The organism is Anaerolineae bacterium (genome assembly GCA_035529315.1).
Lineage (GTDB): Bacteria > Desulfobacterota > Desulfobacteria > Desulfobacterales > ETH-SRB1 > Desulfaltia.
This window is the reverse complement of the sequence record DATKWZ010000039.1, coordinates 37,084-52,113: the sequence shown is the minus strand read 5'-3', so window position 1 is coordinate 52,113 and position 15,030 is coordinate 37,084. Positions and strand designations below refer to the sequence as shown.

Annotated in this window: 16 protein-coding genes; 2 read left to right on the top strand and 14 right to left on the bottom strand. The window is 40.9% G+C overall.

Annotated elements, in window-relative coordinates; genetic code table 11:
* Window positions 1-10: 10 nt before the first annotated feature.
* The 6 genes from VMW78_07760 to VMW78_07735 all read right to left on the bottom strand — a co-directional run bounded on the left by VMW78_07760 (window position 11) and on the right by VMW78_07735 (window position 3,709).
* The gene (locus VMW78_07760) at window positions 11-187 is read right to left on the bottom strand and encodes a hypothetical protein (protein ID HUV50897.1); all 177 of its coding nucleotides are present in this window, start codon (window positions 185-187) and stop codon (window positions 11-13) included.
* 252 nt (window positions 188-439) lie between these two features.
* On the bottom strand, window positions 440-754 hold the full coding sequence (locus VMW78_07755; protein ID HUV50896.1) for a BON domain-containing protein: 315 nt from the start codon (window positions 752-754) through the stop codon (window positions 440-442).
* 471 nt (window positions 755-1,225) lie between these two features.
* On the bottom strand, window positions 1,226-1,552 hold the full coding sequence (locus VMW78_07750) for a hypothetical protein (GenBank protein HUV50895.1): 327 nt from the start codon (window positions 1,550-1,552) through the stop codon (window positions 1,226-1,228).
* A 51-nt stretch (window positions 1,553-1,603) separates the two neighbouring features.
* Window positions 1,604-2,515: a P-loop NTPase gene (locus VMW78_07745; protein HUV50894.1), complete on the bottom strand. Its 912-nt coding sequence runs from the start codon at window positions 2,513-2,515 to the stop codon at window positions 1,604-1,606.
* A gap of 583 nt (window positions 2,516-3,098) precedes the next feature.
* Window positions 3,099-3,431 (bottom strand): type II toxin-antitoxin system RelE/ParE family toxin, encoded by a 333-nt coding sequence (locus tag VMW78_07740; protein HUV50893.1) that lies wholly within the window; start codon window positions 3,429-3,431, stop codon window positions 3,099-3,101.
* Window positions 3,428-3,709 carry a type II toxin-antitoxin system Phd/YefM family antitoxin gene (locus VMW78_07735; protein HUV50892.1) on the bottom strand — a complete coding sequence of 94 codons (282 nt, stop codon included), beginning with the start codon at window positions 3,707-3,709 and terminating at the stop codon, window positions 3,428-3,430. The genes VMW78_07740 and VMW78_07735 overlap by 4 nt, the downstream gene beginning before the upstream one ends.
* Before the next feature lie 241 nt (window positions 3,710-3,950).
* Here VMW78_07735 and VMW78_07730 point away from each other — a divergent pair, with 241 nt between their 5' ends.
* Together VMW78_07730 and VMW78_07725 are read left to right on the top strand one after the other, a co-directional pair.
* Window positions 3,951-5,183 carry a M48 family metallopeptidase gene (locus VMW78_07730; GenBank protein HUV50891.1) on the top strand — a complete coding sequence of 411 codons (1,233 nt, stop codon included), beginning with the start codon at window positions 3,951-3,953 and terminating at the stop codon, window positions 5,181-5,183.
* Between the two features lie 246 nt (window positions 5,184-5,429).
* Window positions 5,430-6,788, top strand: coding sequence for a glycerate kinase (locus VMW78_07725; GenBank protein HUV50890.1), 1,359 nt, complete (start codon window positions 5,430-5,432; stop codon window positions 6,786-6,788).
* On the opposite strand, the gene VMW78_07720 is transcribed toward VMW78_07725, so the two are convergent.
* From VMW78_07720 to VMW78_07685, 8 genes are all read right to left on the bottom strand, one after another.
* Window positions 6,776-7,474, bottom strand: a complete 699-nt coding sequence (locus VMW78_07720; GenBank protein HUV50889.1) for an energy transducer TonB — start codon at window positions 7,472-7,474, stop codon at window positions 6,776-6,778. The genes VMW78_07725 and VMW78_07720 overlap by 13 nt on opposite strands.
* Window positions 7,471-7,881, bottom strand: a complete 411-nt coding sequence (locus tag VMW78_07715; GenBank protein HUV50888.1) for a biopolymer transporter ExbD — start codon at window positions 7,879-7,881, stop codon at window positions 7,471-7,473. Before VMW78_07715 ends, VMW78_07720 begins: the two co-directional genes overlap by 4 nt.
* Entirely contained in the window at window positions 7,878-8,510 is a 633-nt protein-coding gene (locus tag VMW78_07710; GenBank protein ID HUV50887.1) for a MotA/TolQ/ExbB proton channel family protein, read from the bottom strand. Before VMW78_07710 ends, VMW78_07715 begins: the two co-directional genes overlap by 4 nt.
* Window positions 8,511-8,571: 61 nt before the next feature.
* Window positions 8,572-9,375, bottom strand: coding sequence for a sirohydrochlorin cobaltochelatase (locus VMW78_07705; protein HUV50886.1), 804 nt, complete (start codon window positions 9,373-9,375; stop codon window positions 8,572-8,574).
* A gap of 1 nt (window position 9,376) precedes the next feature.
* Window positions 9,377-13,318, bottom strand: coding sequence for a cobaltochelatase subunit CobN (locus VMW78_07700; GenBank protein HUV50885.1), 3,942 nt, complete (start codon window positions 13,316-13,318; stop codon window positions 9,377-9,379).
* A complete protein-coding gene (locus tag VMW78_07695) occupies window positions 13,302-13,646 on the bottom strand; it encodes a DUF2149 domain-containing protein (protein HUV50884.1) in 345 nt (114 codons plus the stop codon). The genes VMW78_07700 and VMW78_07695 overlap by 17 nt, the downstream gene beginning before the upstream one ends.
* Complete coding sequence (locus VMW78_07690; protein HUV50883.1) at window positions 13,627-14,277, bottom strand: MotA/TolQ/ExbB proton channel family protein; 651 nt, start codon at window positions 14,275-14,277, stop codon at window positions 13,627-13,629. Before VMW78_07690 ends, VMW78_07695 begins: the two co-directional genes overlap by 20 nt.
* The gene (locus tag VMW78_07685; GenBank protein HUV50882.1) at window positions 14,274-15,023 is read right to left on the bottom strand and encodes a DUF2162 family putative transporter; all 750 of its coding nucleotides are present in this window, start codon (window positions 15,021-15,023) and stop codon (window positions 14,274-14,276) included. The genes VMW78_07690 and VMW78_07685 overlap by 4 nt, the downstream gene beginning before the upstream one ends.
* Window positions 15,024-15,030 lie beyond the last annotated feature (7 nt).

The window sequence follows — 15,030 nt, the reverse complement described above, 5'->3', positions numbered from 1 at the left end:
AACTTTGGGGTCACATCTTGATTAACGCACTTATTCTATCATATTCCTTTTTAAAGGTTTTATCGACACGAAGTTTTTCTCTGAAAATAGCAACTCGTCTGCTAACGGATGCGTACGACAGACCGAACAGTCCTGATATCTTCTGGTTTGTAAAACGTCCTGTTTGCCACAAAAAATATATCATCAAATCTCTGGACACCTTATCTTTTTCCGGTATCCTTAAAGATTCTCTGAATGATTTAAGATCACATCCTAAAGCATCTTTTTCCTACGACCAGCAACACGATGCCGCCCACGAGGGAAATGCCACCCACGATCGGCGGAAGCGGAAGTGTCCTCGTCTTCTCAGCCGTCATGTGGATGGGCCCGATATCTACGACCTTTTCTCTGGTCATGAAGGGAATACCCTGATACGCGAACGCGAAGATTCCGACTTCGCCTATTTCACGATCAGATTATTCTTTACGGATGTAACCCCTTTGACGCTCTTTACGATTTCATCCGCTTTATCGACGGCCTTTTGAGAACCAACGAAGCCGCTCAGTTGAACGGTGCCCTTGTAGGTTTCGATACTGATCTGAAATGATTTCAGAAAATCATCCGCTGCAATCAGAGATTTCACCTTGGTCGTGATGACTGAATCGTCGATGTATTCCCCTGCGCTTGACTGTGTGCGTGTCGATGCACAGGCCGAAAAGGTGGCGATAAGCATAAGAAGCACTAAACAGTGAATAACGATATTTCTCTTTTTCATAGCGATTACTCCTTTTTGTTAGTTTGGATGGGGCCTAAATTTGTTGACACCTTGAATAGCTAATTTAATTTATAGTATCAGGGGGTGTTACGCAATAAAAAAAGCGCGGTTTATGTGATGCTCCTCAGCTTATAAGTTTGTATCGTCAATAATAGAACAGCTAAATCTTTTTTTTTAGTTCATGATTTCAGGTCCTGGCCTGCATAAACAAAAAGCACCATCCTTCATATTACTGAATAAATGGGGCTTTATTTTTTTGTAATATTATGATGGGTCACGTGATCCTCCTGTTTGAACACGAAATGGGGTAAAGTCTGCCCTTGACCCTTATTGGTGCTGTCGGGTATTTTTCCCATCTGTCTTTTAATTTTTCTGTCGTATTTTTTAAGCTTCAAAACTCTTCTGTTATTAAGGTTTGCGTCTCGTATTGTCTTTCATGGGTCAATAGTAGACCTGACCCCATTTGTTTTTTTATCTATAATTCCATTGTGTTAAAAAATCATTTTCATAATTTTTTCTCCAGTCAGCTTCGGAATCGTCCTTTCCAACATCATATCCCTTTTTTTCGTTCATAAACCATCTATGTCTACTTATTTCTTCCTGTTCTTTTTCCCGGAGTTCTCTATAGGAAATCTTTGGCCTATCATAATAGACCTTACCTTTTTTTTCACCTAAGTCAGTCTCATTTTCCTGATTGCAATTATCACATTTACAAAGATCCGGAGGGATATAGGAATCGATTATTTGAGAAGTATTGACTTCAATGGGTTGCTTGCATTCCATGCAATATACTTTCATGATTTCTCCTGTACTGCTTCTTTCATACACTATTCCAGCATTACACTGACTTTAAACAAGCTTCTGGATAATTTTATTTATGGAATTGCTCACACTAGCATCCGGGTTCATTTTCATAAATGGTGTCATGGCTTTTACCGATTCTGAAACAATGTCATCAGATTCTAAACATCCCAGATAATTCATATCCAGGTTAAGAAATTTTTTGGCCGTCAGATTCAAACCAAGAGCTATATTTTGTTCTCCCTTATTCTTCAGCATATTGATTATCGTATTGGGACGATAATTCTTTACGGTTTGTATAAAAATATTGTGCCCGTCTTGATCAATCTCATAAACTCTTTTGGAAAGCTCATTCATGGTGGACACTTTTCTTTCATTTTTAGGATCAATTGCCTTTTTAATTGTATCCATTACAGGCTTATTCTCTTTAAACGTTCTGATCAGTTTTCTATAGATAGCACTCTTTAAAAACCCATATACATTTTGAATGCTTGTGGGTTCCGGACTGAAAATTACAATTTTCTCATCTGCCGAGTTTAAAAAATCCAGAACATTGTAGGATGAGCCAGCTCCGAGATCAACCAGGATGTAGTCAGCTTCAAGCTGATTAAAGCATTGGATCGTTTTCATTTTTTGAAAATAACTGGGATTTGCTGATCCCAGAATACCATTTGCCCCACTAATCAACCAAAGGTTATTAATCGAAGTGGGAAGAATCGTTTGTTCTAATTCACAGGTTTTATTTATGTAGTCATTGAGATTATATTTAACAAATTTTATTCCGAGCAGGGTATGCAGGTTGGCCCCCCCAAGATCGGAATCGAGTACAATCACTTTCTTCCCCATGTTTGCAAGGCCAACTCCCATGTTGACTGTAAAAAGTGATTTCCCGATACCACCTTTTCCTCCGCCGATAGCCCAGATTTTTTTTGTGTTCTCAGCCTTTTTTTGTTTTGTCATAGTCATTTCCTAAACAAAAATAAGTAAGTCAAATCTAAAATTAGCTTTAAAAAAAATAAAAACCCACTATTGTCTGCAATAAATTTCCTGATTTGTTTCTCTTGTGTGAATTCTGAGTTAAGCCCGGTCAGTTCAGATAAAACTGCAATCTTGATCTATTCATAACCTTAATCATAGTTTGAAGCTTCCCCGCCAAGCAGCGGGGAGCTTCGACCGTAAGGAAGTTTGCTATTTGTGAAACAAAAAGCCCCATCCTTCATGTAGCTGAAGAAATGGGGCTTTATTTTTTTTTGTAATACTATGGCTGGCCACGTGATCCTCCTGTTTGAGGTTCAAAAAACAGACCGGAATTAATCTGAAGCAGTGTATATTATGTAAACATCCAAGTCAATTCAATTTGTTATCTTTTCGATGAGTTACCACTCTATCCTTTGTCTTTTTTGCCATAAGTAGCCTAACCTTTAATAATATAAGTTTCCTATCATATTAGCAACGAATGTTATAATATAAGATGTCTCGCATTCTTTTCCGGGCAGCAACAGAAGCAGGCATACTCGTGTGAAAGGCTTTGTTCGCAGCTATGTTATTTAATATTAATTAGTCTTTTAAACAGAACATCCTCGATGTTTCGTCTTGAATCCAGAACAGATAAAACGTAAATTTTTATTTCTGCTATTCTAAAAATAATTCTCCAGGGTGGTACAATTAATTCTCGATACTGCAAAATACCCTGGTCCTTAAGCTCAGGAACTATTCGGCATCTTTCAGGCATAGTATATAGACCTGATGCTTTTTTTTTGATTCTTTGGAAAATTTTTAATGCATTGGCCGGGCTATCGATTGCGATATAATCAATTATCTCTTTTAAATCGTTTTCTGCGACACGCGCCCATGCAATTTCATAACTTCGATTCATTTAAGCTTATCTTTCAGTGAGCTTTCTATTCCTTTGAATACTTCCTCTTGAGATTTAATTTTTCCATTTTTAATATCTGATTCGCCCTGGGAAAGAGCCTTTAATATTCCGATTGCATTGCGCATATTCTCATAACTTTCAGGGTCTTGAAGAACAGCGCGCGGTTCACCGTTTTGGGTTATAATAACAGGGCGATGGGTATCGTTTATTTGATTTAACAAATCGGCTGCTTTTGATTTTAGGTATGTAACCGGTTTTATATCAGTTGTAATATGCATTTTTCACCTCCAGTCCGAATATGATACTAAATAAAGATCGGTTGTCAAGAATTATTTCAGGGCAAAACTTCAAGAGACTGCCCATCGGTTGATATTGTAACAGCTCCGTGGCTGTCGGTGTGTAATATGCGGTTCAATTATTGATTGTTAATAATTGGAATTGCATAGCCAAGGGCTTTTCACAAAACGATTTTGATTTTTCTGTTGACCCAGCCAATTGTTTTTTCCTATTACCGTTAATATGAACTTTATCGCTGTAATCATTCTTGTTGCCATTGTTAGCGAATTCATACTGCACTTCTGGGCTGATTGTTTAAACCTTAAAGAATTGCGGGCTGAAGTTCCTGAAGCATTTCATGGCCTGTATGATAAAGATCGTTATAAAAAATCCCAAAAATATCTGCGGGCAAACACCCATTTCGGATGGATTGCATCCGTGTTTGATATCACCGTGCTTCTCATATTCTGGTTCGGAAAGGGGTTTCCCTTTCTGGATCAATGGGCGCGATCGTTGGACTATGGATCTATTACCACCGGCCTGATATACATAGGTATCCTGCTGTTTATCAAAGCTATTTTGTCTCTGCCTTTAAGTATTTACTCAACCTTTGTAATTGAGGAGCGTTTTGGTTTCAATAAAACCACCTGGCTCACGTTTTTCCTGGATATAATCAAGGGATTGATACTTTCGATACTGCTTGGGGGGCCGCTTCTGGCCGGGATACTGATCTTTTTTGAATATGCCGGAGCCAATGCATGGTGGTATTGCTGGATAGGTGTCACCCTTTTTATGCTGATACTGCAGTTTATAGCGCCTTCATGGATTATGCCTCTGTTTAATAAGTTCAATCCGCTGAAAGATGGGGAGCTCAAGAACAGTATAATGGCTTACGCGCATTCTATAGATTTTCCGCTCAAAAACATCTTTGTCATGGATGGTTCGCGACGTTCAAGCAAATCAAATGCTTTTTTTACAGGTTTTGGCAAAAATAAACGGATTGCTCTCTTTGACACGATAATAGACAGTTTAACTGTAAATGAACTGGTGGCGGTGCTTGCCCATGAAATGGGACATTACAAGAAAAAGCATATTTTCCAGGCCATTATTATCGGGATATTGCAGGCAGGGCTGATGCTTTTTCTCCTGTCTTTGTTTGTTTCCTTTCAGGAGCTTTTTGACGCTTTTTACATGGATAAGATATCTGTATATACGGGGCTGATTTTCTTTGGTATGCTGTATTCACCAATCGACTTTTTTATCGGGATCTTTAAACATATGCATTCACGCAAAAACGAGTATGAAGCCGACAGGTTTGCCGCCAAAACAACCGGAAACCCTGTCTCTATGGCCGATGCTCTTAAAAAGCTCTCGGTCAGCAATCTCTCTAATCTAATGCCGCACCCTTTTTATGTGTTTCTAAACTATTCTCATCCGCCTGTTTTAAAGCGGATAAAAACTATTTTAAAAATTTAGAAAATGAACATCGAACATCGAACGTCCAACATCGAACGTCGAATGAAAAAAGATGAAGAAACAGAGGAATTAATTAAGATTTTCGTTACGAGTATCAAAACGGCTGAAAAGAAACAGAAATAGTCGTTTAAATATTTGTATTGGTTTTTTATTCGATTTTAGAATAATTTGAAGAGCGGAGCGACATCATTATTCGACGTTCGATGTTCAATGTTCGATGTTGGACGTTAATCTTTTTCATATATTATGAACTCTAAAATAAAAAATATTACTCAGATGAGAAAAGATGCTGAAGAAATCTTTTATTCGGGCCTGCAGGCTGTCGAGCCGGGCGCTGCTGTAAAGAGATATTGCAGGCTTGAAAACAACCATCTTTTTATCGCTGATTTGCGTTACGATCTTTCCAAATATAAAAATATCTTTGTAATCGGGGCTGGAAAAGCAACAGCCCCCATGGCTGCAGAGATAGAAAACATTCTTGGAGACAGGTTTACAAAAGGGATCGTCAATGTCAAATATGGGCACACAGGCAAACTTGGCCGAATCAAACTGATAGAGGCAGGACACCCTGTTCCGGATAAAAACGGGCAACAGGGCGCAGAAGCTATTATTGATCTTGCAAACAATGCAGGCAGGGATGACCTGGTTTTATGTCTTATTTCAGGCGGCGGTTCCGCCCTGCTTCCCCTTCCCTTGCCGGGCATCACATTAAAAGACAAACAGGATACAATAAAAATACTTCTTTCCTGCGGAGCGTCTATACACGAAATTAATGCGTTAAGAAAGCATATCTCCATGATAAAAGGGGGAAGGCTGGCTCAAGCTGCCTACCCTGCTTCGCTCGTATCGCTGATACTTTCAGATGTTGTCGGTGATAATCTGGATGTTATCGCATCAGGGCCCACCGTCCCGGATTCAAGCGGTTTCGACGATTGCATGAAAATTATTGAAAAATATAAAATTCAGAAAAAATTACCCATATCTGTTGTAAGACATATAAAGAACGGAATTTCGGGCAGGGTCCCGGAAACACCGAAGCCGGGCGATCCGGTCTTTGAAAAAGCACAGAATATAATTATAGGCAGCAATATTGAAGCCATATCAGCGGCAAAGAAAAAATCTGAAACCCTTGGCTATAACACCATCATTCTTTCCTCGATGATCGAAGGTGACACAACCCATGTAGCGCATGTTCACAGCACCATAGTTAGAGAAATTATTAAAACAGGCAATCCAATAAAGTCGCCCGCGTGCATTATTTCAGGCGGAGAAACCACAGTAACTGTCAAGGGGAAAGGGCTTGGGGGAAGAAATCAGGAATTCGCGCTGGCCGCGGCTATTGATATTGCCGCCACAAAAAATATTGTCATTCTGAGCGGAGGCACAGACGGCACAGACGGACCCACAGATGCCGCAGGAGCAATAGCTGATACAAATACCTTATCAAGAGCCATGGCCATGGGGCTTAATCCCGGCTATTTTCTGGCAGACAACGACTCTTATCATTTTTTTCAAAAACTTGGGGACCTGCTGATAACCGGCCCGACAAACACAAATGTTATGGATTTAAGGATAATTCTGGCCGGCATTTCTCATTTCAACTGAAAGCATACAGGGACTCTGACCCACATTTCAACTTTTTCATCCCCTTTTATCGCGGGCTTAAATATCCACTCCCTGACAGATTCCTCCGCAGCACTGTCTAACACTTTATAACCACTGGACTTAAAAATCCTTAAATCCCCTACCCTTCCGTTTCGGTCGACCATAACCTCAAGAACTGCTGTGCCCTGAAAGCCTCTTCTCCTGGCAATTAATGGATATTCCGGCAAAGGATTTTTATCATATATTGGAATGGCTTTTTTCACAGAGTTAAATCCCTGACTGCCTGAGAAACTCTGCTTTGCCTCAGTAGAACTTCTATCCTTTAAAATGCCCCTCGCTGGTTCACGGGTAAAATTATCTTTTTTTGAAATTATTCCGGGTTCTGTTTTCTTCTTTTTATCATAAATATTTGCTGCGTTTGATGATCGTATAACATGTTTTTTCTTTTCCGGTTTAGCTAAAAGCCTTTTTTTTTCTGCCTTGTTTTTATTTCTATCGACAGACGCTCGCTCGTTAATAACCGGTTTAGATTCCGCCTTTCCCGGCTGCCTGGAAACCAGTGTCATAGTCACAATACTGGATTTCGGTCTTTCCAGGGATACACCTCTTATACGGTTAAACTCTACCCCCAGAAGAAGCCCATGTATTCCAACAGCCATTATTACAGCAATCAGAATTCGTTTCACGGCTGCTGTTCAGCCTCCGCTTGAAGAGAAATCCGGTTCAGGCCCGCTATTCTTATCTGGTCTAAAACTCGGAATAATTTCTGATATGAAAGGGTCTTTTCAACAAAAAGGAGAATACCGGTATCCTTATCAATTTCAGCCTTTTTCTTTAAAAAAGCAGCCAGGTTCTCAATGGAAATCAGTTTTTCATCAACATAAATCGTTGCATCTGTTTTCACCGTTACGGATAATGCCGACTTTTTTTCGATTTCTGCCGTGGAAGAATCAGGCAGCAAAATCGGCAATCCGCGATGCACAGCCATTGAAAGCATCGCATATATAAAAAACACTAGAAGAAGGAAAACAACGTCAATCAAAGGAAGCATTTCAATACGTACACTTTTGTGTGCGTTCAGGTTGAGCTTCATGCATTATTCTCCTTTTGTGTTGTGGAAGGCTGGATTAATTTCTCATAGACTATTTCAAGGCTTGTAGCGTATTTTTCTATGTTAAGGGCAGCCTTCTCAATACGGGAATTGAAAAAATTATATGGAAATACAGACAGAATAGCTATCCCAAGTCCGGTTGCTGTGGTTATAAGAGCCTGCGCTATTCCTGCGGTAACAGCCTGAGGATGTTCTATTCCGGCTGAGCCCAGCGCCTCGAATGACATTATAATACCGATAACTGTTCCGAAAATACCGAGCAGAGGCGCAACGGTAATCATGGTATCCAGCACGCCCATATATCGACGCAACCTCCTGATCTCTTCTGCTGCCGCCGACTCCATGGCCTTGGTCATTGAAAATTCTCTGTGAACAATGCCTGTTACAAGTATTTTGATAATAAAATCCTTTGATCCTTTTGTCTTTATTCTCACCGACTCCCAATCTCCTGCTCTGCATAGTTCAAGGACCTCATCTATAATAGAATAATCGCGATGCATATTTACACTTATCCAGAATAAAGACCTTTCTATTATTACAGTAAGAACAAGAATCGAACAGGCTAAAAGCGGATACATTACCGGCCCGCCCTTAATGAATATCTCCAGCATTATTCCTCCAATCAATAGTGTCCATGGTTCAGGGATTTATAGAAAGTAATTTACAGTAAATTCAGGATGCGAAACTTGAGGAGGCTGTGTTTGGAATGGCATCGAGGGCATCCTTGATATGATCCATAAAAATCTCGACAATCGGCCGATGAAAACCAAGTCCCTTATCAATGGCTCGCACCTCAATCCCCTCCCTTTCAATCCTGTTTTTCCATGAATCTTCGCCGTTTCCAACAAGATCCTCCTTGAAATGGACGCCGGCCACAAGCATAAAAGGTATTAAAAGAGCTTTCCTTTTCCCGCTTTCCCTAACCGCCTGAACAATCCGCTCGCAGGAGTCTTCATTTTCGATCATCCCGACATGGATGTCAGGACCATACCGCACCTGAAGCTTGTGTTCAAAAGCAATATAGGCCGCCCACATAGGATGATCGGTTCCATGACCTACAATGATGACACATTCTTCTTTCAATTCCGGCAGCAAATCAACGATGCCGGCAGCTACTCTATCATAATCTTTGGGACTGTGCAGAAGGGGAAGTCCTACTGACGTACGAATCGGTACATGCTGAATTTCTTCAACAAGACGATCAAACTCATTTCCGCAGACAAGATGAATCGACTGGACAACGGCCCAGGGATAACCTTCAGCGACAAGATCGGACAAAACCTGCTGAGGGCTCTTTAAATAGATTTTTTCTCTTTTTTTGCTGAAATCCCTGACCATCCTTGATGAATAGGCCCATTCTATTTTATGATTAGAAAATCTTTCTCTGATAATCTTGTCCATATAATTATAGGTATCCATCGCCCTTGTGGTGGTGCCGAAGGCGGTTAAAACAATGGGTGTTTTCGATGTATCCATTTTATATTTTTCTTCTCCACCCGATGACCAAAAGGCTCAGGAGGCCAATGACAATGGCCATAACTACCCATGACGAACCGGAGGCGGTTATTTTTGTATCTTCCGGTTTTTCTTCAACCATCTCAAAACCTTCAATCTTTTTCCCTTTTGTTTTGGCTTTTACGCTCTCTTCCTTTTGAATTTCCTCGATAGTCTTTTTCAAACTCTCCCTGGTCTTTTTGCTCTTAGCTTCATTTTCTTCCTGGGTCATGCCGGTTGCTTTTGCAATTACCGTTTTGAACTGGTCTAACTGCTGGGGGGTAAGCAGGCCATATAATGAAATGATATTGGCAACGAACTGCTGGAGCATCGGATTGTTGCATGTATGCTCGCAGCAGGCAACGCCTTTTTCGATTACGTTCATGGCATAGGTTCGGGCCAGTTTTTTCTTCATCTCTTCAGGGGCCTTCCAGTATTTTTTACGATCGGCTTCCAGCATCCGGGCCGATATGGATTGCAGGGCCCATGGGTTGTTTTTGTCAAAAAACTCTTTTAAGTCAAGGCCGTATTTATCTTTTATGTAGACCTCATAGACCTGTTCCCACTTGGTCTTATCAACAGCAAAAGGAGTTGTGACCTGAAAACCCCACAGATGTTCCACAAATTTATCCATCTCCCGGGCTCCTGCATACCCTTCTTTTTTCATCCCTTCGATCCATTCAGGATTTAAATAACGGGCGCGCAGCTCTTCTCCCAGGGCTTTTTCAATATCCTCTATATGGGGATTTTTTCTGTCTTCCTGCCTGGAAATGAGAACATCAGGATATTCGCCGCTTATCTTTTTTACAGCCAGGGAAAGGCCTCCTAAACATGCAAACACATCATCGGTGTCCATATTCCTGAAAAGGTTACTGGACCTGGTGTGCATTGTAATCTTAATATCCCCCAGATTTTTATTATACGCAGATTTAAGGGGTTTTCCCCAAACACCTTTGCCATATCCAAAAGAAACAAAATTGATAAAGACATCGGCAACTTCATCATCGCTTTCCCATAATCCACTGCTTGAAATAAGGTCCTCCACCGTTGTTCCATAGCTGCCTGGTTTGGGAGCAAAAACTCTTATTTTGCTTAAGTTTTCCGCCTCTTCTTCGTTATATCCTTTGTTCAGAAGATAGTCTTTTATCTTCAAGCTATGTCCGGCGATAAAATTCTCCACATCCTTGAGCTGGGAAGCCTGACGCACAGCCTCATCCAGAAGCAAAATAACATTGGGAAAGCAGTCTCTAAAAAGTCCGGAAGCCTGAATATGAATATCTATCCTGGGCCGCTTAAGTATAGCTCCAGGGATAGGCTCAACCCCGATTACTTTATCATTTTTATCCCAGACAGGCTTCATCCCTAAAAGGTAAAGAGCTGTCCCTACCTGCGTCCCTTCATTCCGCTGCAACTCTATGCTCCAGAGGATGAGTCCGATTTTGTCCGGATACTCTCCTTTCTCCTTAAGATATTTTTCTATCATACCCTCGGCCATCTTTTTCCCTAAGCTGTAAGCGTCCCTTGAAGGGACCTTTTTCGGGTCAAAACCGTAAAAGTTTTTCCCTGTAGGGATAGCCTCGGGATTTCTCAAAGGATCGTTGCCTTCACCTGGAGGAATATATTTCCCCTCAAGACCGGCAATGAGTCTCTCTATCTCTAAAGAGCAGAGACCCAGTTTTTTCTTAATTTCGTTCAAAGCAAGGTCTTTATTTCTTTCTTTAATTATCCGGCCAAACTCCGCCATTGCCTCGCCTTCAGGCGAAATTCCAAACGTGTGAAGTCCGTAGGGAATATTATTTTCCTGCAGTTCAATAAGATAGTGTTCAATTTCCTCAACCGCCTCTTCGTCTATCTCCTTGAGAAGAAGGTCTTTATCAATGCCTAATTTTGTCACCAGTACTTCAATCCTCTTCAATTTTTCCCCGGCTAAGGTCTTGTCTTTAGTAAGAGCATCGTTATATTCACCAATAAGGCCGGCTAAATCACCATATTCTTCGTAAGCCCCTGCCTTTTTCATTGCCGGAATAAGATAATCAATAATTACTCCTCTTCCTCGGCGTTTAGCCTGTATTCCTTCTCCTGTGTCATCCATGATATAGGGATAAAGATTAGGCATGTCCTGGATAAGAACTTCGGGAGGGCAGGATTGGCTTAAGCCGGCCTGTTTACCGGGAAGCCATTCATGGGTGCCGTGTGTGCCGAGATGAATAATGGCATCTGCTCCAAACTTCTTTTTCAGCCAGAGATAAAAGGCAGTGTATTGATGATGAGGCCAGAGCTGGGTGGAATGATATAGTTTTATCGGGTCGTCACACCAACCCCTTGATGGCTGGGGAAGAAGGATGACATTGCCTAAGTCTATGCAAGGAATAATAATCTCTTTATTCTTAATCATAATTTTTGAATCTTCTACATTGTTCCATTCGGCTTCTAATTTCTTCCTGTAGTCCCCATTTATCTCTTTACACCATTGCAAATATTCAGAGACAGGTAGCCGGACAACCCTTTTGGTCCCGACCAATTCATCGAGTTCCCCTGGAGCCCAGGAGCCGATATTACGACCGCTTTTTAAAACAAGATTTTTAATGTCTTCTTCTGAAGGAAGCTCTCCATTAATGGCATAACCATCTTCTTTCATTCTTTTTAAAAGAACCTCTAAACTTCTAAAGACATTAAGATAAGTTGCCCCTACATTCTGCTTGCCTGGGGTATGGTTGTAATAAATAATAGCAATCTTCTTGTCTTTGTTTGCTTTTGTCTGAAGGTTCCTCCAGGCTTTTATTCGTTTAACGAAAAATTCAATGTTTTCTGCGATAGGCTTATGCACGTAAGCCTCTTTGCCGGTGCGTTCATCTTTCAGATCCAGTTTTCCACCTAAAACAGAAGGTTCTATCAGTCCATTAAATTCAGGGAAGCATATTGCATACGAAATTACCATCGGTCCCAGACCCTGGGTGGATTCTTTCCATTCGGGAATAGTTTGATATGGTATTCTAATGACGTTTAAAAGGGGAACTCCCAATTTCATTAAATTGTTTATTGTATTCTCATTATCAACGGATGAGAACTTAAAGGAAAAGGCGCAGATGATATCAACCCGGCTGTTTCCATTTTCATCAAAAAAGAATTTTTTTAGGGCAAGATGTGATGGACGGGAATAAACAGGAAGGACATTAATATTATATTTTTCCAGATCGCGAATAAGGGAACTTACGATTTCTCCTGTTTCCCCAGGAAAAGCATAAGAAGATAAATCAGGTATTCCTACCCAGAAACCATCTTTTTTATAGAACCCTTTTTCTTTATACCAGGAAAGATATTCTTCAAATCTCGTAAAGATTCTATCACTTTCCGGATGAAAGATACCTGTTTCAGGCAAAGTCTTTGGTTCTTCGTAGTTAATATCAAGACCGCAATCACGATTAAGAAGAAAAAGGAGGAGATTCCTGATATTTTTGCTTGTTGCAGGATTATAATATTGTTTTACTTTGGGGTCAGAGATGATTTTTCCCGGTTCTTTTGCTGCGCCGCAGAGGCCGTAAACCTTTGTTTTTTCGAAATCCGCATTTTTCAGGGAATAATCCGCCAATTTTCGATGCATATCATCAACAACGAGAATCCTGGATTGGGCAATAATCTTTGGGTCGATCTTTCCCTCTTCTAAATCCTTATTGGTATAAAAATAAAAGTCATAACTACCGGCTGCTTCAGGGATTTTAACTACATCGGAAATAGCATCGCTTACCTTGCAGGAATTGGATGCGCCTACAAGCAGGGTAATTTTCTCTTTGTCCTGCGCAATCGCCTGAAAAGATAGCGAAATACATAGACAGAGGACAATTATACATGTCCATAGCAGCCTGTTTTTTCGCTTCAGGCCTCTGACTTCCAACCTCTGATTTATAAGCTCACTCTTCCGGCACATAAATCATCCTCCCATTCTTTAGTTGATAAGCCGTCCCTAGTTTGGTTCCTTCTTCTCCGCCGATTTTCCTGTCGGTTACTTTTTCCACCTTAATCTCTTTGCCTTTTTTGGTAATAATTTCCATTTGTCCGTCTTCATTCTTCTTTATAATAGTTATTTCGCTCGTTTCAGAGAAGAAATCCAAAATCTGGTAAGTTGCCATGAGGGAAAGAAGGAGCGCCACAATAAAGACAAGCGCCACGTCAAAAAGATTCGCTACACCGAGCAAAGGATCTTCCTGTTTTGCTTTTCCCAAACGTCCCAGGCGGCTATTTTTCAGGTATTTCATTATCCGGATAGTCCTTAATATTTTTAGTCATAGCTTCTGTTATCAGGTTTATGTAGCGCATATCTTCGATAACCCAGCGTTCTTTGACAACTGAAAATAAATGGGCCGTAATTCCAAGAGCCAAGCCCACAACAGTTGTAGTAAAGGCCAGAATAAGGCTGGATGAAAGCTGGGCCATATTCCCCTGAGTTAATCCGGCCAGGCCGGTGCCCATAGGAATCAATGTTCCCATAAGACCCAGACTCGGCCCTATGCGTACGATAAGACGTATCTTATCAACCTCCCTTGTAAGTGAATGTTCCTTCCGTTGATTCAGATCTTCAACTTTTTCATCACGGAACAGAATACCACCATGGACAATATTGTTTAGTTCATTTGCATAGCTTGTAACGTGAAGAGGTAGATTTTCGGATAGTTCAGGAGGTAAACGTTCTGCTTTTTTAATATCCTCCAAAAAATTCGCCAGGTGCTTATCGGAACGAAAACGTTTCCGTTTTACCAGTTCAGCCAGAAATCCTCCAGCATACACAATCAGCCAAAGACACAGAAAAATGAGCATGATCACCACCGGATAGAGCAGGGCGGTTGAAATTGTGTACAGGATAGTTTGAAACGCGGGAAAGATATTCACTTAATTCCTCCTTTTGCAATGTAAGTCTTTATGAATCCGGCACATCCAAGAATAAAGACAATCACTCCTAAAATAGCCGTGTAAAAAAGGTCTACCTGACTTACCGGGCTGTTGGAAGTGGCCATGGTAAACGCAGCCTTTATTTCCGGGTAAATCGGTGCGATGATAACTGTAAAAAGAAAGTAAAGGGCAACTAAAGCCATGGATAAGCCCAGAAAAGAATTCCCGGAACCGATTTTATGGCGAAACGGGAAAATAATAGCAGATGTAACAAAAATTATGCTGCTGAAAAGGGCAAAAAGGGTTAACGTGGTTAAAAGCGGTGATAAGGTAAAAAGCGAATAGGCAAAGGTGAGGTTGAGCAGGATCACCGTTGCGCATACCGGGCAGGGCAAAATCAGGAGCAAGCTGGCCCGAAGGGGAAGATGCTTATTTTCGGCAGGGTTTTGAAGGAGCATGCCTCCCCAGAGAAGAAGCCCCAGAGCCACTGCTAAATGAAGCAGCATGCCGTATTGAAGCATATTTACAAACCGATCCAGATAATTTAATAAATTAAAACGGGTAATCACATAATACAGGCAAAAGAAAAGGATCAGATAGATAAAAAAGCATCCAACAAGAAAAATGACTTTTTTACCAGGGGGCACGGTCCTGTTGTATATCTGAGCCCCCAGACCCAAGCCCACTTTTATCCCAAAAACAGAAAAGGCGATCAGAATACCGGTTATCCATAGTTGTTTTAACATTGAAATT